The 18,887-nt window shown below is 65.6% G+C and carries 19 protein-coding genes, 1 tRNA gene and 1 pseudogene; 9 read left to right on the top strand and 12 right to left on the bottom strand.

Going from position 1 to position 18,887, the window contains the following annotated elements; genetic code table 11:
- Window positions 1–62: 62 nt before the first annotated feature.
- On the bottom strand, window positions 63–389 hold the full coding sequence (locus QF206_RS11530) for a transposase (RefSeq protein ID WP_281489383.1): 327 nt from the start codon (window positions 387–389) through the stop codon (window positions 63–65).
- Between the two features lie 30 nt (window positions 390–419).
- On the opposite strand from QF206_RS11530, the pseudogene QF206_RS11525 reads away from it, so the two are divergent.
- Window positions 420–1,448 (top strand): annotated as a pseudogene (locus QF206_RS11525) (integrase core domain-containing protein); the annotation flags it as partial.
- 53 nt (window positions 1,449–1,501) lie between these two features.
- Here the strand turns inward: QF206_RS11525 and QF206_RS11520 are convergent.
- The 4 genes from QF206_RS11520 to QF206_RS11505 all read right to left on the bottom strand — a co-directional run bounded on the left by QF206_RS11520 (window position 1,502) and on the right by QF206_RS11505 (window position 3,784).
- Window positions 1,502–1,574 (bottom strand) — tRNA-Ala (locus QF206_RS11520).
- 126 nt (window positions 1,575–1,700) lie between these two features.
- Window positions 1,701–2,279 (bottom strand): TetR/AcrR family transcriptional regulator, encoded by a 579-nt coding sequence (locus tag QF206_RS11515; RefSeq protein WP_281489381.1) that lies wholly within the window; start codon window positions 2,277–2,279, stop codon window positions 1,701–1,703.
- Window positions 2,272–3,090 (bottom strand): alpha/beta fold hydrolase, encoded by an 819-nt coding sequence (locus QF206_RS11510; protein ID WP_281489380.1) that lies wholly within the window; start codon window positions 3,088–3,090, stop codon window positions 2,272–2,274. Before QF206_RS11510 ends, QF206_RS11515 begins: the two co-directional genes overlap by 8 nt.
- A gap of 40 nt (window positions 3,091–3,130) precedes the next feature.
- On the bottom strand, window positions 3,131–3,784 hold the full coding sequence (locus QF206_RS11505; RefSeq protein WP_281489379.1) for an IMPACT family protein: 654 nt from the start codon (window positions 3,782–3,784) through the stop codon (window positions 3,131–3,133).
- Between the two features lie 148 nt (window positions 3,785–3,932).
- On the opposite strand from QF206_RS11505, the gene QF206_RS11500 reads away from it, so the two are divergent.
- Window positions 3,933–4,601 (top strand): hypothetical protein, encoded by a 669-nt coding sequence (locus tag QF206_RS11500; protein ID WP_281489378.1) that lies wholly within the window; start codon window positions 3,933–3,935, stop codon window positions 4,599–4,601.
- A 114-nt stretch (window positions 4,602–4,715) separates the two neighbouring features.
- Here QF206_RS11500 and QF206_RS11495 read toward each other — a convergent pair whose 3' ends face one another.
- The 4 genes from QF206_RS11495 to QF206_RS11480 form a co-directional block, all read right to left on the bottom strand.
- Window positions 4,716–5,249, bottom strand: a complete 534-nt coding sequence (locus tag QF206_RS11495) for a sugar O-acetyltransferase (protein ID WP_281489390.1) — start codon at window positions 5,247–5,249, stop codon at window positions 4,716–4,718.
- Between the two features lie 120 nt (window positions 5,250–5,369).
- On the bottom strand, window positions 5,370–5,960 hold the full coding sequence (locus tag QF206_RS11490; RefSeq protein ID WP_422785391.1) for an NADPH-dependent FMN reductase: 591 nt from the start codon (window positions 5,958–5,960) through the stop codon (window positions 5,370–5,372).
- A gap of 120 nt (window positions 5,961–6,080) precedes the next feature.
- The gene (locus QF206_RS11485) at window positions 6,081–7,352 is read right to left on the bottom strand and encodes an MFS transporter (RefSeq protein ID WP_281489377.1); all 1,272 of its coding nucleotides are present in this window, start codon (window positions 7,350–7,352) and stop codon (window positions 6,081–6,083) included.
- A gap of 170 nt (window positions 7,353–7,522) precedes the next feature.
- Complete coding sequence (locus QF206_RS11480; protein WP_281489376.1) at window positions 7,523–8,503, bottom strand: DUF4349 domain-containing protein; 981 nt, start codon at window positions 8,501–8,503, stop codon at window positions 7,523–7,525.
- A gap of 110 nt (window positions 8,504–8,613) precedes the next feature.
- Between QF206_RS11480 and QF206_RS11475 the strand changes: the two genes are divergently transcribed.
- Window positions 8,614–9,402 carry an alpha/beta fold hydrolase gene (locus QF206_RS11475; protein WP_281489375.1) on the top strand — a complete coding sequence of 263 codons (789 nt, stop codon included), beginning with the start codon at window positions 8,614–8,616 and terminating at the stop codon, window positions 9,400–9,402.
- A 53-nt stretch (window positions 9,403–9,455) separates the two neighbouring features.
- On the opposite strand, the gene QF206_RS11470 is transcribed toward QF206_RS11475, so the two are convergent.
- Window positions 9,456–10,664 (bottom strand): MFS transporter, encoded by a 1,209-nt coding sequence (locus QF206_RS11470; RefSeq protein WP_281489388.1) that lies wholly within the window; start codon window positions 10,662–10,664, stop codon window positions 9,456–9,458.
- A 397-nt stretch (window positions 10,665–11,061) separates the two neighbouring features.
- Between QF206_RS11470 and nrdH the strand changes: the two genes are divergently transcribed.
- The 5 genes from nrdH (at window position 11,062) to QF206_RS11445 (ending at window position 15,559) form a co-directional block, all read left to right on the top strand.
- Window positions 11,062–11,295, top strand: a complete 234-nt coding sequence (nrdH, locus tag QF206_RS11465) for a glutaredoxin-like protein NrdH (protein WP_281489374.1) — start codon at window positions 11,062–11,064, stop codon at window positions 11,293–11,295.
- A 19-nt stretch (window positions 11,296–11,314) separates the two neighbouring features.
- Window positions 11,315–11,731 (top strand): class Ib ribonucleoside-diphosphate reductase assembly flavoprotein NrdI, encoded by a 417-nt coding sequence (nrdI, locus tag QF206_RS11460; protein WP_281489373.1) that lies wholly within the window; start codon window positions 11,315–11,317, stop codon window positions 11,729–11,731.
- Window positions 11,701–13,863, top strand: coding sequence for a class 1b ribonucleoside-diphosphate reductase subunit alpha (gene nrdE, locus QF206_RS11455; RefSeq protein ID WP_422785390.1), 2,163 nt, complete (start codon window positions 11,701–11,703; stop codon window positions 13,861–13,863). Before nrdI ends, nrdE begins: the two co-directional genes overlap by 31 nt.
- Window positions 13,864–13,949: 86 nt before the next feature.
- On the top strand, window positions 13,950–14,963 hold the full coding sequence (gene nrdF, locus QF206_RS11450) for a class 1b ribonucleoside-diphosphate reductase subunit beta (protein ID WP_281489387.1): 1,014 nt from the start codon (window positions 13,950–13,952) through the stop codon (window positions 14,961–14,963).
- 101 nt (window positions 14,964–15,064) lie between these two features.
- Window positions 15,065–15,559, top strand: a complete 495-nt coding sequence (locus QF206_RS11445; protein WP_281489371.1) for a nucleoside deaminase — start codon at window positions 15,065–15,067, stop codon at window positions 15,557–15,559.
- Window positions 15,560–15,602: 43 nt separating this feature from the next.
- On the opposite strand, the gene QF206_RS11440 is transcribed toward QF206_RS11445, so the two are convergent.
- Window positions 15,603–16,415 carry a nitrilase-related carbon-nitrogen hydrolase gene (locus QF206_RS11440; protein WP_281489370.1) on the bottom strand — a complete coding sequence of 271 codons (813 nt, stop codon included), beginning with the start codon at window positions 16,413–16,415 and terminating at the stop codon, window positions 15,603–15,605.
- A complete protein-coding gene (gene hisD, locus QF206_RS11435) occupies window positions 16,412–17,749 on the bottom strand; it encodes a histidinol dehydrogenase (RefSeq protein WP_281489369.1) in 1,338 nt (445 codons plus the stop codon). The genes QF206_RS11440 and hisD overlap by 4 nt, the downstream gene beginning before the upstream one ends.
- Before the next feature lie 71 nt (window positions 17,750–17,820).
- Between hisD and QF206_RS11430 the strand changes: the two genes are divergently transcribed.
- On the top strand, window positions 17,821–18,744 hold the full coding sequence (locus QF206_RS11430) for a LysR family transcriptional regulator (RefSeq protein ID WP_281489368.1): 924 nt from the start codon (window positions 17,821–17,823) through the stop codon (window positions 18,742–18,744).
- The last annotated feature ends 143 nt before the right edge of the window (window positions 18,745–18,887 follow it).

Raw genomic sequence — 18,887 nt, 5'->3', positions numbered from 1 at the left:
GGTGAGCACGCGGCAGATCGGCTCGACCCCGAACCGGTCCCGGTGATCGTCGACGAAGGCGACTACCACGGCAAACGTGGGTCGAGCTCCCGCGCGAAGAAACTCGACGCCGCCAGCAGGATCTCGTTCGCACGCTTCAGCTCGCGCACCTCGGCCTCAAGCTCCTTGACCCGCTTCGCATCTGCGGTGCTCATCCCGGGACGCTCACCGGCGTCGATCGCGGCCTGCTTCATCCAGCCGCGCAGCGTGTCAGCGTTCACCCCAGTGCGCTGCCCGATCCGAGTCACTGCCGCATGCATCGACAGCTCCGGATCCTCTTTCCGGGCTTCTTCCACGAGCCGCATCGCTCGCTCCCGCAACTCCTGCGGATACTTCTTCAGTGCTGGCATGGCCATCATCCTCTCGGGGAATCAGACCCTCCACGAAACCCGGGGCGATTCAGTAACTCCGCGTCGACACCGGAGTCGGTGCGGGCACGGGTCATCGAACTGCGGGTGGCGCTGACCGGCCAAGGCCTGGATGCCGGCCCGATGACGATCGCGTGGCACCTGGAACGTGAGCAGCTGCGTGCCCCGTCAACCTCGACGATCCGGCGGATCCTGCACGGCGCGAATCTGATCACCCCTGAACCGCGGAAGCGACCGAAGTCCTCCTACACCCGGTTCGAGGCGGCGCAACCGAACGAGACCTGGCAATCGGACTTCACCCACTGGCGGCTCGCGGACGGCACCGATATCGAGATTCTGAACTGGCTCGATGACCACTCCCGATTCCTGCTGTCCTGCACCGCCCACCGGCCAGTCACCGGGGACCTTGTGGTCGCCACATTCCTCACCGCGACCGAACAGCACGGCGTCCCCGCCTCGACCCTGACCGACAACGGCCGCGTCTACACGGCCCGGTTCGGAGGAGGACGCAACGCCTTCGAATACCTCTTGCCCGTCCTGGGTGTTCGCCAGAAGAACGGCTCGCCCGGCCACCCGCAGACACAGGGGAAGATCGAACGCTTCCACCAGACCCTCAAACGCTGGCTGGCCGCACAACCGGCCCCTGACACGCTGCGCGAACTCCAAGCCCAGCTCGACCGATTCCGCGACCACTACAATGAACGCCGTCCCCATCGCGGGAACGACCGACGCACTCCCGGCGATCGATACCGCGCCACCCCTAATGCCCGCCCCGCTTCACCTCGCGAGGGCCACTTCCGAATCCGCTACGACCACGTCGGCAGCAACGGCAAGATGAGCCTGCGCCGAGCCGCCCGCATGCACCACCTCGGAATCGGCGCCGCCCACCGAGGCAAACGCGTCCTGGCCCTCATCGACGAAACCAGCGCCACCGTGATCCACCTCGACACCGGCGAGATCCTCAGCACCCACACCATCGACCCGACCCGAAGCTACTGGCGCAACCAACAACAAGAGCCCGGCCGATGGCCGGGCTCTTGAACGTGACACATGTCGCGACTCAGCCGAGACCTATGTCCCGACTCATCACACGGTGGACCTAAGGGGATTCGAACCCCTGACCTCCTCGTTGCGAACGAGGCGCGCTACCAACTGCGCCATAGGCCCTTGAACGGAGATCTACGTTACCACCATCGGCTGAGCCGCTCGGCACGCGGCAGCTGAGGGCGGCGCAGAGCGCGGTCGTCGAGCGGACCCGGGCGCACGCGCCGCGTACCCTCACTCGCGATCGTCCTAGCGGCTCGCTCGCGCACCCCACTGGTCGAGCATGTCGTCGAGCCCCGCGACGAGCCGTTCGAAGCTGCGGTCGACGTCGTGCGGCATCCCGAATCCACCGGCCGCTTCGAGGGCGACGAAGCCGTGCAGAGAAGCCCGCACTGCGCGAACGGCGTCGATCGCGTCGTCGCCGGTGAGCCCGTACCCGCTGAGCGCGCCGATCACGATCTCGACGGCGCGCGCGCCCGCGTCGACGGCTGCGGCGTCATCGGCGTCTGCAGCGCGCAGTGTCGCCGAGTACCGGCCGGGATGCCGGCGCGCCCAGTTGCGGTACGCGTTGGCGAGGGCGCGCAGCGCATCACCACGCGCCACCCCGACCGCGGAGGCAGACAGTGCGTCGGCGAGTTGGCCCTTCGCCTGCGCCTCGATGGCGCGGTGCAGTGCGTCGAGCCCGTCGACGTGCTTGTACAGGCTGGGGACTCGCACCGAGAGGCGCGCGGCAAGCGCGGCAAGGGTGATGCGCTCGAGGCCCAGTTCGTCGGCCAGATCTTGGGCAGCGTCGACGACGCGTTGCCGGGTGAGTCCCGCCCTAGGCATGGTCGGTGACGCGATTTGCGAACTCGACGAGCAGTGGCCCCACGAGGTCGGGGCGCTGTGAGTGCGGGTAGTGGCCGGCATCCGGGATCATGGCGACGTCTCCGCGCAGGGCGTCGGCGACCCACGTGGCCTCTTCGTGCGGGGAGGCGAAATCAGGGTCGAGGTCTCCCATGACGACGAGCGTCGGCGTCTTGACCCGGGGGAGCGCCGCCTCGGCCGGTGCGTGACTCGTGAGCATGGTCTGCGAGATCGCCCGGGCATGACCAGGACGACGGATGCCGTTGATCACCGCCGCCGCGTAGGTGGCGAAGTCGCTCGGCTTCGCGCCGGCGTTGAGCTTGGGGTAGTAACTCTTCCAGGTGGCTGCGACGAAGGAAGGGCGGGTGAAGAACCGCATGACCGCCTTGGTGGCTGCGCTCACCTTGCCATCGCGCACGAACGGTCCCAGCAGGGCGAGCGCCGAGACCGACTCGGGGCGCTGAGCAGCCACGAGTGCACCGATCGCCGCGCCCATGGAGTTGCCGACGATGAGGGCGGGCCCGCCGAGCCGGTCGATGAGTGCGGCCACGTCTGCCGCGTTCGCCTCGTCGTCGTAGCTCTCGAAGGTGGTGTCGCTGTCACCGTGCCCCCTGAGGTCGACGGTCGCGACCCGGTAGCCGGCCGCGACCAATTGAGGCGTGAGGTGGCGGTAGCTCGAGCGCAGGTCGGCCATGCCTGGCACGCACACGACGAGGGGGCCTTCGCCCTCGACTTGATACGCGATGCTGCCGCCGGCCGTTTCGAGTCGCTGCAGGGCTGGAGTGTTGGTCATAGCCCAGAGGCTAATGCCATTAGCCTGTGATGCGCAAGCCTCAATCTCCACCCTCTTCGTCGACCCATTCGTTCCCTTGAGGAACGAGGATGCCGCCGCCGCCCGTCGCGGCCGCCACCAGCGAGGCGAGCTCGTCCTCGTCTCCCGCAAGGCTCAGCGTGACTGCGGCTCCATACTGCGCGCCCAGCACGTCGATGTCGCGGGAGCGCAACTCCGCTTCGACCCGTCCGGCATCGGCGTGAGGCAGTTCCAGTGCGAAGCGCGAGCGCAGCACTCGCCGCACGAAGCCCGGCGCGGTGCTCGCCTGTTCGATGGCTGAGCTCACGGCATCCGAGTACGCCCGTGTCAGGCCGCCCGTGCCCAGGAGCACGCCGCCGAAGTACCGTGTGACCACGGCGACGCAGTCGACCAGCGCGGCGCCGGTGAGCGTGTCGAGCATCGGCGCTCCTGCCGTGCCCGATGGCTCGCCGTCGTCGTTGGAGCGTCGCACCTGGTTGGTCTGGTCGGCACCGACCACGAACGCGGTGCAGTGGTGTCTTGCATCGGGGTAGCGCTTTCGCACCCGCTGGATCGCGTCGCGGGCGGCTTCCTCGGTGTCGACGCGCTCCAGCCGCGTGATGAATCGGCTTCGGCGCACTTCGATCTCGGTGTCGACGTGGGCGCCCACGCCTCCTCGCAACGTCCACCCGGCCATGCGTCCATTGTCCGCCATGCGCTCCCGCGGCGATCAGCCTCGCGAATCGTGGGATGCGGCGTGCCGACATCCATGCCGCGCGAGGCTGCATGCCGTCATCCGAGATCCGCGCGACAATGGGAGGGATCGTGAGCAGAAGGGAGTGGCGGTGGCCTGGTTCCCGTGGCGTCGGCGGTTGAAGCGCAACCGGCTGTTCAAGCCCTATGACACCCGGAATCTGCCCGAGCCCGAGCTTCCCACCCTCGAGACGGCGTTCGAGGACGGCTTACTGCTGGCCGAGTACGCAACCCGCATGGCGGTCAAGAACCGCATCATCGTCGACACGATCCAGGGCGGCGACCACTTCGATATCGATCGGTTCCTGCCGGTCGCGCGCGAGCAGTATCTCGAGATGGCGAGTGAGTCGGAGTTCGCGGCCGACCGCATCGAAGAGGCGGTCAGCAAGGCGAAGCTTCGCGAGGGCGACGCGCGCCACGCGCACGACTATCGCGTCGATGACGTGCGGCCGCTCGCGCTCCGCGCGCGATCGTCGCGCAAGCTCGCCGAGACACTGCGGGAACGCGCCGACGACGAGGAAGCGCTTCGCGACGTGATCGAGCAGGCGAGGGCCGACGCTTGGCGCGACGTGCGGGCCGCACTGAACACCGTGCTCGACTCAGTGGCGGGGATCGTGGCGTGGAACGACGACTACGAAGCGGAGCGCCCCGCCCGAGTTCGACGCCTGGTCGACGAGGATCTCGCGAAGCTGAAGCGCGAGGTGCGGCGCCGCTCGGATGCCAAGCGCGACCCGTTCGCGCGCCACGCGGCGCAGGGGTGACGTCGGCGGTGCTGCCTGGTCGGGCTCAGAGCGCCGGCGCCCAGCACGCCGTACTCAGAACGCCGCGCTCAACACGCACTCAGTGCAAGGCGTCACAGCCCAATCAGTGAGCGCCTAGAGCGACCGCACCACTCGAGCTGGGCTTCCTACAGCGACGACGTTCGCAGGAATGTCGCGCGTGACCACCGACCCCGCACCGATCACCGAGTTGTCGCCGATCGTGACGCCGGCCAGCACGATCGCGCCGCCCCCGATCCAGACGTTGTCCCCGATGGTGATCGGCTCGGCCGATTCCCACCCGGCGGCGCGCACCGCCGGGTCGAGCGGATGCGTGGGCGTCAGCAACTGCACGCTCGGACCGAGCTGACACCGCTCGCCGATGGTGATCGGCGCCACATCGAGCGCGGTGAGGTTGTAGTTCGCGAAGGTGCCGGCACCCACGAAGAGCCTGCTGCCGTAGTCCACATACAGCGGCGGCCGGATCTGGGCCCCCTCGCCGAGTGCACCGAGCAGCGACGCGAGCGTCTCCCTTGCTCGCACGGCATCCGACACGAACTCCTCCGCGTAGCGCCTCGTGAGGGTGATCGCCCGCTGCGTGGCCTCCGCGAACGCCGGCTCGTCGGCGATGTAGTGATCGCCGGCCAGCATCCGTTCGTAGTTGCTGCGCCGGTCGGCGGCATCCGGGAGTATCGCGCTCGAATCGCTCACCGCATCACCGTAACGGGCGCTGCGCGACGTGACGGCGCTGGCCTGCTCGAACGCCCGCCCTCAACCGCGCGGCACAACGGTCAGTACGCGCACGATGAAATCGTAGAACGACTCCATGAACCCCCTGAGGAATGCCTCGGTGCCCTCGTTCGTGATCTCGCCGTCGTCGGTGATCAGCCCCTCGGTCATGTGAATGTACGCCTCAGGCGCGTTCATCTGCGGCGAATCGCAGAACGACAGCACGCTCTTCAGGTTCTGCTGCGCCACAGCGGTTCCGATGAGGCCGGGAGACGCGCCGATGATGGCCGAGGGCTTGCGTGCCAGCGCGTTCTCACCCCATGGCCGGCTCGCCCAGTCGATGGCATTCTTCAGACCACCCGGGATCGCGCGGTTGTACTCGGGCGTGACAAAGAGAATCGCGTCTGACTTGGAGATCGCCTGCTTGAACTCGCGAGCCACGGGCGGGTAGTCGGCGTCGTAATCCTGGCTGTACAGCGGCAGTTCGCGAATCGGGATCTCGTGGAACTCGAGCTCCCGCGGTGCCACCTTGATGAGCGCTTTCGAGAGCCGTCGATTGATCGACGTGCTTGACAGGCTTCCCACGAAATACCCGACCGTGTACGGCGGTTCGTGCTCGATGATCGAGGCCACGATCTTCTCCCTCTGTCTTGTGGATGGGTGTCAATCCACCTTCCGTTGAGGGGTAGGGCTTTTCCAGGGGGAGGATGCCGGGAGTTTGCCGCATCCGACGTGCTTGCGAGTGCCTCTGGCTCAGGGGCGAGGGTCGACGGCGTCGTAGTGCCGGAACGTCGGCTGCAACCGCATCGCGAGAGCGATCAGCGCGATGATCAGGAGGCCGCCGAGCAGCGGTGGGAACCACAGCACAGTGAGCGTCGTCAGCACACCGATGTAGAGATCGCCCACGCGGGGGCCGCCGGCGACGACCACCGTGAAGATGCCCTGGAGCCGGCCCCGCATATTGTCGGGCACCGCGGTCTGCAGCATCGTTGTGCGGAAGATCGCGCTGACGTTGTCCGTTGCCCCTGCGAGCGCCATCATCACGGATGCCGCGACCAGCGCCGCTGCGTCGACTCCTCCGCCGCGAGGCGCACCGCCCTGCATCACCGCGATCGCAACCACGACGCCGAATCCCGCGATGCTCGCGCCGTACCCGGTGATCGCCCACCCGATCGCAATGCCATGGCGTCGGATCGTTCCCAGTCGGCCGGAGACGAGACTCGACAGCAGCGCGCCCACGGCCCCGGCTGCGGTGAGCACGCCGACGGTGACCGCTCCTCCGCCGATGGCGAGCACCCCCACCGCAGGGAACAGCGCGTGGGGTCGGCCGAATGTCATGGCGATGATGTCGACGATGAACGACATGCGAATGTTCGGTGCATGCCGCAGGAAGCGCAGCCCCTCGCGGATCGACTCGAGCCCGGGCTTGTGCCTCGCGCCCTCGGGCACGACCGCGGGCAGCGTCACGATTCCTGCGAAGGCCGCAGTGAAGAGCAGCACGTCGACGGTGTAGGTCCAGGCGAAGCCTGCGGTGGCCACGAGCACACCCGCGAGCGCCGGGCCGACGGTCACCATCACCCCGAACGATGCGCCCTGCAGCGCGGATGCTGCGGGGAGCAGACGCGCGGGCAGCAGCCGCGGAAGGATCGCCTGGCGAACCGTTCCGATGACCGTTGCGGCCACTGAGGTGAGTGCGGTGAGCACATAGAACGGCCAGATCTCTGTGGTCTCGAACCACGCGGCGGCGGCGATGCCGGCTGTCGAGAGCCACGCGACGATCGCGCCGATGAGTGCGAGACGTCGCCGATCCATCGCATCGGCGAGCATGCCGCCGTAGAGGCCCGCGATGATCATGGGCACCAGCGCCACCGTGCCGACCATGCCCACCGCGAACGTCGACCCGGTCAACTCGTAGATGTGCAGGCCGACCGCCACGACCGTCATCTGGCTGCCGATGCCCGCGATCGCATTCCCCACCCACAAGCGGGCGAACGCCGGACTCTCTCGCAGCGGCGCGAGATCCATGAGGTGCGTGCGGGCAGAGCGAGAGATGGGCGTGCCTATCGACGAGGAAGCAGCAGTGCGGACCTCGAGCGAAGGTCCCGACCGCCAATCGTATCGGCGGTGCTGCTCGTCGGAGTCGTACTGGGAGCGGCGTCCTGCTCAGCGGGTCGAAGGCAGGATGCCGGCGCGCCTCAGTCGCCCGCGCGCGACTCGGGCTCTGAGCCGGCCGGCGGTGCCTGCTCAGCGGGCGCCTGCACTGCGGGCACCTGTGCGGCGGCCTCGGGAGCGACCGGGGACCGCGCACCGGCGCGACCGTTCCGCCTGAGTGCCGAGCGCACGATCAGCAGCACGATCAGCGCGATCAGCGCGAGGAGCAGCAGCCACGGCAGGGCGACGCCAAGGGCGACAAGGACCGCCGAGAAGAATGCGACCAGCGCGTTCCATCCGGTCACCAGCCCCGACCAGAAGTCGTCAGGTCGGGTCGGATCCGACTCCGATGGTGCGATCAACGAGAGTCGTATGGTCGAGAGCGAGACCTGATCGCTGTAGTACCGTCGCTGCGCCTGCATGCTCTCGAGCTCCGACTGCCTTTGCGACAGCGCTGTCTCCACCTCGATGAGCGTCTTCGTGTCGGTGGTGCCCTCGAGCATCGCGAGCAGCCGGTCGACAGAAGCCTCGAGGGCGGTGATGCGCGCGTCGAGATCGCGTGTCACGAGAGTCACGTCTTCGCTCGACAGCGACACGTCGCGCGCCTCGCCGAGCGATTTGAGGTCGTCGAGCACCGAGTCGAGCTTCGAGGCGGGAACCCGAAGGCTCAGCGTCGCGCTTGCCGGCGAGCCGGGCACCGCGGCGCGTTCGGTTCGCGCGTCGACGCGGCCTCCGGCATCCGTGACGATGTCAGTGGCGTAGGATGCCGCGCGCTCAGGGTCTTCGACGACCACGGTCATGGTTCCTGTCGTGATGATCTCGCGGTCGGCCGCGTCGGGCGCCGGTTGTGCGGGCAGATCAGAGTCGGAACCGGCCTCGCCGCCGCCGTCTTCCCCAGGGAAGTCGGGAGCGGAGGGAACCGGGGCCTCCATGTCGGTCGGGGCCACCGTGCCTGACGGAGCCGTGCAGGCTGTCAGGGTGAGCGCTGCGAAGAGCAGCGCGGCTGCAGCAGCGGTTCTTCTCATACCGTCACGGTAGAGGCGCGGGGCGGTGTGCCACCACCCAACGTTCTGCGGCGGCAGTTCGTCGTCCCCCGCCGCTCGGGCACGTCGGGACCCTGCGATACTGTGCGCACATGAGCTTGTTCGCCCACTGGATGCTGCAGCGGCGAGCACCGCTGCTGCACGTCGCGGGCGATCGCGGCACCGGTCCGCCGGTGATCCTGGTGCACGGAATCGCATCATCGTCGGTCACCTTCGAGTTCGTCGTGCCCCTCATCGCTGACGACCATCGGGTCATTAGCATCGACTTGCTGGGGTTCGGCGGTTCGCCCGCACCTGCAGAGGCTCAGTACACGATCGAGGAGCACGTCGCCTCGCTCGATCGCACGATTCGCGAGCTGCACTTGGATGAGCCGTTCGTCTTGGTCGGCCACTCGCTCGGCTGCCTTATTGCGGCAAGGTACGCCGCGACCCGCAAGCGGAACGTGTCGCGTCTGGTGCTGGTCGCTCCGCCGATCTACCTGACCCCGGATGCCGTGCCCGACCCGCTCGAGCGGGCAGCGATGGGCGGCTACATGCGTGCGTACGAGTTCCTTCGCACGAACAAGCAGTTCACCATGCGTGCGGCGGCGGCACTCGGCCGGCTCACACCGATCAAGAACGTGCTCGAAGTGACCGAGCAGAACTGGACCGCGTTCGTGCGCTCTCTCGAGCACGTGATCGAATCGCAGACCGCAGTGGCCGACATAGCGGCCGTGGATGCACCCATCCATATCGTGTACGGCACGCTCGACCCATTCCTCACGCCCGCCGGGCTCCGTATCGTCGAGCAGATGCGCCATGTCGAGACGCATCGCGTCGACGCGGTCGACCACGTCATCCGAAAGCGCATGGCGCGGGTCGTCGCCACGGCGATCGGCTGATCGCCAGACGCGCCACTCGGGCCGCGATCATCACAACGGGGAACGGCGTCCGTTCAACTCGGCTGGACCGGCACCGGCTCAGTGTCCGGGATCGGACCGGCATCCCTGCCACGGAGGTCCGGGTGCCAGCGCACGAAGATCACCGGGAAGAGCACCCCGAGCAGGGCGAACGCTGCGCCGACGATGAACGCCCCCTGAGGGCCTTGCGCATCGATCATGAACCCGGCGAACGCAGAGCCGATCGCCGCCCCGATGAGCTGGCCGGTGCCGACCCAGCCGTACGCTTCGGCGGTGTCGCTGAACTTCACGCTCGACGACACGATGGCGAACATCACCGCGAGGGCAGGCGCCATGCCGAAGCCCGAGATGAGCAGCATGACCGCCAGCCACCAGAAGTCGAGAATGAGCGCGGCAAGGGCCACACCGACGAACACCAGCAGCATGCGCCTGGCGAGCGCCCACGGCCCGATGGGCAAGTGCCCGAATGCCAAGCCGCCGAATACAGAGCCGATCGACCAGATCGCCAGAATGATGCCCGCTTGCGGGCCACCATGGCCGTATACCGCCACCACGCCGGCTTCGACGCCCGCCGCCGAAGCGATGAGTAGGAAGCCGACGATGGTCGCGAGCAGCACGGGCCGTCTCGCGAGCACCTTGCCGATGGCCCGGCGGGCTCGCGGAATCCGCACTCGACCGACGACCGGCGAGGTGAGGAACCAGATCGTGCCGCCGACCAGGAACACTCCCGCGACCAGAATCGCCACAACGGTCGACACCTGCACCGCGATGAACGTGGTGACGACAGGACCGATGACCCAGATGATCTCCTGCGCCGAGGCGTCGAGCGAGAACAGCGGCGTCAGTTGCCTCGAGTTCACCATCTTCGGGTAGATGGTGCGCACCGCGGATTGGATCGGGGGAGTGCTGAGGCCGCCGATGAACCCGACCAGCATGTACGCCGTGACTGGCAGCACCATCAGGGCGATCACGAGATATGAGGCGAGCGAGACCACCATGGTGAGGGCGACGACGGGACGGATGCCCCATCGCCCCATCCAGCGGCTCGTGAGCGGACCCGCGATCGCCTGGCCGACACTCGTCGCGGCCAGCACCAGGCCGGCTGCACCGTACGAGTCGTGCACGCGCTCGACGTGCAGCAGATAGGCGAGCGCGATCATTCCTGCTGGGAAGCGCGCTGTGAGCTGCGAGGCGATCAGCCGGGCCACTCCCGGCGTGCTCAACACTTCGCGATAGCTCACGATTGCTCAGTCTAGAAGCGGAACGCGACACGCCGGAGGGGCAGATTCGCAGAGCTCTGACCCGCGATCCGTTGGCTTCTTCACGCAGGACATCGAGATGTCGGTGGTTCCCCACAGGATGTGGGGAGAAAGGTGGGGGAAACGCGGCGTTTCCTGTTCAGAGGCCTGTGGACAAGCTGTGCATAATCACATAGTTGTAATTACTGCATGTAGTGATGGGGTCAAATGAGAGCCACTACATGTAGTATTGATTACGTCGAGAGGGCCCTATGCGGGCCGGCTCGGAATCACACGAAAACCGGGGGAGATGCTCCGCTACGAGCATCAGCAGGGGCAGGCCGAGAAGGCCCACGCGGACCGCAGAAACGCAGAGTCGTTGAAACAACAAGGGGAGAAACGAATGGCGATCACCGTCTACACCAAGCCGTCGTGCGTGCAGTGCACTGCAACATACCGTGCGCTCGACAGCAAGGGCATCGAGTATGAAGTGCTCGACGTCTCGACCGACGAGCACGCCCTCGAAGCGGTGAAGTCGCTCGGCTACATGCAGGCTCCCGTGGTCATCACCGAAGACGACCACTGGTCAGGCTTCCGCCCCGACAAGATCAACGAGCTGGCCGCTCGCCTGGCATAACGCGAAAAGGGCGCACGAGTTGGCCGAGCTGGTCTACTTCTCAAGCGTCTCAGGCAACACCGAGCGATTCGTCAGGGCACTGGGGCGGGATGCCGTGCGCATCCCCCTCATGCCTTCTGATGAGCCGCTCACGGTGACCGAGCCCTATGTGCTGGTGCTTCCGACCTATGGCGGAGGGCACCAGCGCGGCGCGGTTCCCAAACAGGTGATCAGATTCCTCAACGATGAGCACAACCGGTCACTGATTCGCGGCGTGATCGCCGCCGGCAACACCAACTTCGGAGCAGCCTTCTGCCTTGCCGGTGACATCGTCGCGGCGAAGTGCCATGTGCCGCTTCTGTACCGAGTCGAGTTGTTCGGCACCCCCGACGACATCGACGCAGTCAACGCTGGATTGGATGAATTTTGGAAACAGCAGTTGCAGACCTCCCGGTAGTGTCCGCTCCCGCGAAGGTCGACGGGCTCGACTACCACGCACTGAACGCGATGCTCAACCTCTACGACATCGACGGCAAGATCCAGTTCGACAAGGACCGGGAGGCGGCGAAGCAGTACTTCCTGCAGCACGTCAACCAGAACACGGTCTTCTTCCACTCGCTCAAGGAGAAGCTCGACTACCTGGTCGAGAACGAGTACTACGAGAAGGCGGTGCTCGACCGCTACTCGTTCGAGTTCATCGAGAAGCTCTATGACTTCGCGTACTCGAAGAAGTTCCGGTTCAAGACCTTCCTCGGTGCGTTCAAGTACTACACCTCGTACACGCTGAAGACCTTCGACGGAAAGCGTTATCTCGAGCGCTTCGAAGACCGCGTCGTCATGACGGCTCTCGGCCTCGCAGAGGGCGACGAGCAGATGGCGCATAACCTCGTCGACGAGATCATCGAGGGCCGCTTCCAGCCGGCCACGCCGACCTTCCTCAACACGGGCAAGGCGCAGCGCGGCGAGCTCGTGAGCTGCTTCCTGCTGCGCATCGAAGACAACATGGAGTCGATCGCCCGCGGCATCAACTCCTCGCTGCAGCTGTCGAAGCGCGGCGGCGGCGTGGCGCTGCTGCTCTCGAACATCCGCGAGGCGGGTGCGCCGATCAAGCAGATCGAGAACCAGTCCAGCGGCATCATCCCCGTCATGAAGCTGCTCGAAGACTCGTTCAGCTACGCGAACCAGCTCGGTGCGCGACAGGGCGCGGGCGCGGTGTACCTCTCGGCGCACCACCCCGACATCCTTCGCTTCCTCGACACGAAGCGCGAGAACGCCGACGAGAAGATCCGCATCAAGACCCTCTCGCTGGGTGTGGTGATCCCCGACATCACGTTCGAGCTGGCGAAGAACAACGAAGACATGTACCTCTTCTCGCCATACGACGTCGAGAAGGTGTACGGCGTGCCCTTCGGCGACATCTCGGTTTCCGAGAAGTACCGCGAGATGGTCGATGATGCGCGCATCAAGAAGACGAAGATCAACGCTCGCGACTTCTTCCAGACGCTCGCCGAGATCCAGTTCGAGTCCGGTTACCCGTACATCATGTTCGAGGACACGGTGAACCGTGCGAACCCGATCAAGGGTCGCATCAACATGTCGAACCTGTGCTCGGAGATCCTGCAGGTCAACTCGCCGACCACGTACAACGTCGACCTGTCCTATGACCAGATCGGCAAGGACATCTCCTGCAACCTCGGCTCGATGAACATCGCGCTGTCGATGGACTCGCCCGACTTCGCCCGCACGGTCGAGACCGCCATCCGCGGACTGACCGCGGTGTCGGACCAGAGCCACATCTCATCGGTGCGGTCGATCGAAGACGGCAATGACAAGTCGCACGCCATCGGGCTCGGCCAGATGAACCTGCACGGCTACCTCGCGCGCGAGCGCATCTTCTACGGTTCGGAAGAGGGCATCGACTTCACGAACATGTACTTCTACACGGTGCTGTTCCACGCGCTGAAGGCGTCGAACACCATCGCGAAGGAACGAGGGGTCGCGTTCGAGGGCTTCGAGGACTCGAAGTACGCCAGCGGCGAGTTCTTCGACAAGTACATCGACCAGGTCTGGGAGCCGGCCACGGAGCGGGTGCGTGAGCTCTTCGCGAACTCGAGCGCGAAGCTTCCCACGCAGGACGACTGGCGTGAGCTGAAGGCGTCGATCCAGCAGTACGGCATCTACAACCAGAACCTGCAGGCCGTGCCGCCGACCGGTTCCATCTCGTACATCAACAACTCGACTTCGTCGATCCACCCGATCGCGTCGAAGATCGAGATCCGCAAGGAAGGCAAGATCGGCCGCGTCTACTACCCGGCGCCGTTCATGACGAACGACAACCTGGAGTACTACCAGGACGCGTACGAGATCGGCTACGAGAAGATCATCGACACCTACGCCGCGGCCACGCAGCATGTCGATCAGGGTCTGTCGCTGACGCTGTTCTTCAAGGACACCGCGACCACGCGCGACATCAACAAGGCCCAGATCTACGCCTGGCGCAAGGGCATCAAGACGATCTACTACATCCGCATGCGTCAGATGGCGCTCGAGGGCACCGAGGTGGAGGGCTGCGTCTCCTGCATGCTCTGAGCTGCAGCATCCGACCAGCCCATCACGGCGCATCCGATACGACGTACTGAACCAGACGTACTGAGAACACAGGACAGATCATGACTATGACTGACAAGGTCAACGCGGCGGCCAACGACCCGGCTCACCAGGGCAAGGTGCGGCTGATCAGCCACGTCAACGCGATCAACTGGAACCGCATCCAGGATGACAAGGACCTCGAGGTGTGGGACCGCCTCACGGCCAACTTCTGGCTGCCCGAGAAGGTGCCGCTCTCGAACGACGTGCAGTCGTGGGCGACGCTCAACGAGGCCGAGAAGAAGATGACCATGCGGGTATTCACCGGGCTGACGCTGCTCGACACCATTCAGGGCACCGTCGGCGCGGTCAGCCTCATCCCCGATGCGCTGACCCCTCACGAGGAAGCGGTGTACACCAACATCGCCTTCATGGAGTCGGTGCACGCGAAGAGCTACTCGTCGATCTTCTCGACCCTCGCGTCGACGCCTGAGATCGACGCGGCGTTCCGCTGGTCGCTCGAGAACGATGCGCTGCAGCGCAAGGCGAACATCATCATGGACTACTACCGTGGCGATGACCCGCACAAGCGCAAGGTCGCCTCGACCATCCTCGAGTCGTTCCTGTTCTACTCGGGCTTCTACCTGCCCATGTACTGGTCGGCGCACGCCAAGCTCACGAACACGGCCGACCTCATCCGCCTGATCATCCGCGACGAGGCCGTGCACGGCTACTACGTCGGGTACAAGTACCAGCGCGGGCTCGAGCAGGTCGACGAGGCGAAGCGCGAGGAACTGAAGGACTACACGTTCAGCCTGCTGTACGACCTGTACGAGAACGAGGTCAAGTACACGCAAGACCTGTACGACGAGGTCGGTCTCACCGAAGACGTCAAGAAGTTCCTGCACTACAACGCGAACAAGGCCCTCATGAACCTCGGCTACGAGCCCATGTTCCCGAAGACCGTCACCGATGTGAACCCGGCGATCCTCTCGGCGCTCTCCCCGAACGCCGACGAGAACCATGACTTCTTCTCGGGCTCCGGTTCGTCGTACGTCATCGGCAAGGCCGAGAACACCGAAGACGAGGACTGGGACTTCTAGGCGCTTCGGTCTTCGGATGGGCGCGTGCTCGTTCGACAGTGAGAATTCGACGGGGGTGGCGATCGCTGCCCCCGTCGATCAATTTGAGGGGTGGTCAGCGGATGCCTGATATCAAGTTCGACGACGTCTCCTACCACGAGTCGCTGATGCTGTCGCGCTGTGTCGAACTGGCGCGGGAGGCGCTCGAGTACGGTGACGAGCCGTTCGGTTCGGTGCTGACGGATGCCGAAGGCGCAGTGCTCTTCGAAGACCGCAACCGGATCTCGGGCGGCGATCGCACACGGCATCCGGAGTTCGAGATCGCGCGGTGGGCCGCGGCCAATCTGACTCCCGAGCAACGCGCGACAGCCGTCGTCTACACGTCGGGGGAGCACTGTGCGATGTGCAGCGCTGCTCACGCCTGGGTGGGACTCGGCCGCATCGTCTTCGCCACGAGTACCGCCCAGCTTGGCGAGTGGCGAGCGGCCCTCGGCGCTGCGCCCTCACCCGTCGCGGCGCTGCCGATCAGCGCGGTCGCGCCGAGTGTGCCGACTACGGGCCCGGTCGCGGCATTCGCCGACGCGGTGCGCGCGCTGCACGAGGCGTACGCCCGCTAGTCCCACAGTCATCGCCGCGAGATCGACGCGGCGATAACTGGTGTCAGAGTCGGTACAGCTGAGGGCGTCTGTCTCCCAGCGCATCGTTGTAGTCGCTGATTCGGCGGTCGCGATCGATCGCGATCTTGGCGTCGATGCAGTCGTCCGACACCCGTTCGCCCGCTGGCCACCCGTCGGCCCCGATCACGGTGCTGCCCCGGGTCCAATCGTTTCCCCGCTCGACCCCGCTGCGGTCGCAGCACGCGATTGCGACTCGAGACGAGCGAGCTGACGCCATCGCTTGGATCACTTCGGGAGGGTGCTCGCCGTTTGGGCGAGGTACCGGTGGCCAGTTGGTGGGCACGGCGATGATGTCGGCGCCCTGCAATGCCAGCATCCGGGGCAACTCCGGGAACTCCATGTCGTAGCAGATCAGGATGCCGAGCCTCCCGAAAGCTGTGTCGACGACCGGTGGTGGCGCACTGCCGGGCGTAAAGGACTCGTGCTCTACACCCCAGAGGTGCGTCTTGCGATAGACCGTCAATACTCCGCCGCCGTTCACTACGGCCGCGGAGTTGTAGATCGTCTCGCCGTCTGACTCGGCGAAACCGACGACCACGGCCATCTTCCCTGCTGCTGCACTCCAGCGCGCGAACGCCGGGTCATGCGCAGTCATCGCGACAGAGTGCACTTCTTCGGCATCTCGCAAGTAGTAGCCGCTCGTCGCAAGCTCCGGGAGCACAAGCAAGTCGACATCGGCCGCGCTAGCTCTGGCGATGGCCTCATCGATCATCGCCAGATTGGACCGAAGGTCGCCCACCCGAGGGGCGAGTTCATGGCAACGAACGCGCACGTTCGGCAAAACGTCGGCGGTCATCGGTCTACCGACGCCGGCTCGCGCAGGCGTTGCAGGCGCATCGCGGCGGTCGCGCTGTGCGCGGCCATCCCTTCTGAATCCGAAATAGTTCGCACCGCGGGCGCGAGCAAGTGCGTCGCCTCGGGCGAGATGCGCTGGTACGTCAACGGCTTCAGGAAACGCGACACGGAAAGACCCGCGCTGTGCTTCGCGCCGCCGGCGGTGGGAAGCACGTGGTTCGTGCCGGCCATTCCCTTGTCGGAGTATGCAACCGTGCTCCATGGCCCGAGGAAGATCGAGCCATAGTTCGAGAGACGGTCGTGGTACCAGTCGTCGTCCGAGGTATGCACCTCGAGGTGCTCGGGAGCAAGGTCATCCATCAGCGTGGCAGCGATCTCACGGTTGTTCGCGATAGTGACGGATCCGTAGTCGCGCCACGCAGCTCCGGCGATGTCAGCGGTAGCGAGTGTGGACAACTGCCGGTCGATCTCGGCGATGACTTCGCGACCGAGTGACTCAGAGGTCGATATGAGGGCTGCCGGCGAGTTCGGCCCGTGCTCGGCCTGCCCCAGCAGGTCAGCCGCCACGAGTGCCGCATCGGCAGTCTCGTCTGCGATCACGGCGACTTCTGATGGGCCAGCCAGGAGGTCGATCGCGACCGTGCCGAAAAGCTGTCGCTTCGCCTCAGCCACATATGCGTTGCCCGCGCCGACCAGCATGTCGACTGGGAGATCACCCAGCAGGCCGAATGCCATTGCGGCGAGCGCCTGTACACCTCCCAAGACGAACACTCGATCGACACCTGAAAGGTGAGCGGCGTAGAGCACCGCGTCGTTGGCGGAGCCGTCCGGTTGTGGCGGGGTGCACGCGATCACGGTCGGAACACCGGCCGTCTTCGCCACGCCAACGGTCATGAACGCGCTGGCGGTCAGAGGAAAGCGGCCAGCTGGCAGGTAGGCACCGACGCGCTTGACTGGTATGTATCTCGCGCCCGCGAACAAGCCCGGGGCGAGTTCTGTCTCGAAATCGGTCAGAGCGCTGCGCTGCTGAGCAGCGAAGTCGCGCGTGCGCTGCGAGCCGAGCTCAATCGCGTCGCGAAGATCAGACGGGAGCCGGCTTCCACTGGACGCGATGATCTCGGGTTCCAGTTCGACGTCCCGGGAGGTCCAACGGTCCAGTTCTGCGGCATAGCGGAGCACGGCGTCGAAGCCTTGACGTTCGATGGTGCTCAGCATTTCCGAGACCTTGGCGATGACGGCCGGATCGCGCTGGGCTGCCGGCGCGCTGACGTGAGGCGTCTTCAGGTGGACGAAGGACCCCTGGAGGGCCTGCAGGACGGCGGGTGTGTAGCGCATTCCGTGAGTCTAGGTACCGCGAAGACCTCGTACAAGACCAGCACAACCTTGGAATCTCATAGGATCAGCCTATGACAATCGCCCAGCTTCGCGCCTTCTTCCTAGCTGCTCGTCTCGGCTCGTTCACCGCGGCGGCGCGCGAATTGGGCGCAACGCAGCCAACGATCTCCGAACTCGTGCGGAAGCTCGAGACGGAGCAGGGTCTCATGCTGTTCGCCCGAGGCGGTCGACGTCTGGTGTTGACCCCGGCCGGAGAGCAACTCTTGCCGTGGGCCCAGCGCGTCGTCGATGGGGTGGACGGCGCGCACGAGTCGCTGCTTGCGCTCCGCGGGCTCACAGGCGGAGTCGCCTCGCTCGGCGTGCTCCGAAACGCTGCGTACTACTTCCTCGCTGACCTCGCGGAACGCTTCCACCGTGACTATCCCGGCGTGCGCACGAGGCTCATCGGCCAGAACTCCTTCGAAGTCGCCGAAGGCGTTCGCTCGGGTGAGCTCGAGGCCGGATTGGTGGTGCTCCCGATCAACGATGATGGGCTCGACGTCACGCCGCTGCTTCGCGACGAGGTGCTGTGGGTCAGTGCGGACAAGAGTCGGTGTGCAGCGCCCATGTCGATGGAGCGGATCGCGGAACGCGAGTTGATCTTGTACGACGCTCACTACGGGTGGAACGATCCCACCCGACGCCAGTTGGCGGAGCGTGCGCAGCTTCACGGACTCCGGCTCGATCCTCTGATTGAAGTCGAGAACGTTGAATCGGCACTCGGGCTGGTGGCCCGGGGGATCGGCGACACCATCGTCTCCAAAGCAGTTACTCTCGGTGCCGCCTTTCCCTCCGATGAAGTGCACACGGCCCCGATGGAAGAGCCGCTCTACGACACCATTGCCCTCGTCAAGCGAGCCAATGCCACGCTGTCGCCCGTGACCGAAGAGCTTGTCCGTCTCGCAACGTCGATGCTCTTGGCTCCCCATCAAGCCGGAGAGGCGGTCAGTCCCTGACCACACCTCGGAACGGCATAGGTAAACCCGCTGGCAACCATAGGAATGCATCGGCTTGTGCCTACCAGTACGAGTCGAATACGGTCGGGCATTCAGAGCCGCTCGCTTGAGCGGCTGACCAGACACACCGCGTGCCGCAACGA

The sequence above is a fragment of the Ruicaihuangia caeni genome, assembly GCF_029952955.1.
In the GTDB taxonomy this organism is placed as follows: domain Bacteria; phylum Actinomycetota; class Actinomycetes; order Actinomycetales; family Microbacteriaceae; genus Ruicaihuangia; species Ruicaihuangia caeni.
This window is presented reverse-complemented; position numbering and strand designations above follow the sequence as displayed.

What these genes read in the sequence shown, in the direction of transcription:
- QF206_RS11530 (WP_281489383.1), bottom strand. Translation starts at nt 389, where the DNA reads ATGCCAGCACTGAAGAAGTATCCGCAGGAGTTGCGGGAGCGAGCGATG.
- QF206_RS11515 (WP_281489381.1), bottom strand. Translation starts at nt 2,279, where the DNA reads ATGCCTAGGGCGGGACTCACCCGGCAACGCGTCGTCGACGCTGCCCAA.
- QF206_RS11510 (WP_281489380.1), bottom strand. Translation starts at nt 3,090, where the DNA reads ATGACCAACACTCCAGCCCTGCAGCGACTCGAAACGGCCGGCGGCAGC.
- QF206_RS11505 (WP_281489379.1), bottom strand. Translation starts at nt 3,784, where the DNA reads ATGGCCGGGTGGACGTTGCGAGGAGGCGTGGGCGCCCACGTCGACACC.
- QF206_RS11495 (WP_281489390.1), bottom strand. Translation starts at nt 5,249, where the DNA reads ATGCTGGCCGGCGATCACTACATCGCCGACGAGCCGGCGTTCGCGGAG.
- QF206_RS11485 (WP_281489377.1), bottom strand. Translation starts at nt 7,352, where the DNA reads ATGGATCTCGCGCCGCTGCGAGAGAGTCCGGCGTTCGCCCGCTTGTGG.
- QF206_RS11480 (WP_281489376.1), bottom strand. Translation starts at nt 8,503, where the DNA reads ATGAGAAGAACCGCTGCTGCAGCCGCGCTGCTCTTCGCAGCGCTCACC.
- QF206_RS11475 (WP_281489375.1), top strand. Translation starts at nt 8,614, where the DNA reads ATGAGCTTGTTCGCCCACTGGATGCTGCAGCGGCGAGCACCGCTGCTG.
- nrdH (WP_281489374.1), top strand. Translation starts at nt 11,062, where the DNA reads ATGGCGATCACCGTCTACACCAAGCCGTCGTGCGTGCAGTGCACTGCA.
- nrdF (WP_281489387.1), top strand. Translation starts at nt 13,950, where the DNA reads ATGACTGACAAGGTCAACGCGGCGGCCAACGACCCGGCTCACCAGGGC.
- QF206_RS11445 (WP_281489371.1), top strand. Translation starts at nt 15,065, where the DNA reads ATGCCTGATATCAAGTTCGACGACGTCTCCTACCACGAGTCGCTGATG.
- QF206_RS11440 (WP_281489370.1), bottom strand. Translation starts at nt 16,415, where the DNA reads ATGACCGCCGACGTTTTGCCGAACGTGCGCGTTCGTTGCCATGAACTC.
- hisD (WP_281489369.1), bottom strand. Translation starts at nt 17,749, where the DNA reads ATGCGCTACACACCCGCCGTCCTGCAGGCCCTCCAGGGGTCCTTCGTC.
- QF206_RS11430 (WP_281489368.1), top strand. Translation starts at nt 17,821, where the DNA reads ATGACAATCGCCCAGCTTCGCGCCTTCTTCCTAGCTGCTCGTCTCGGC.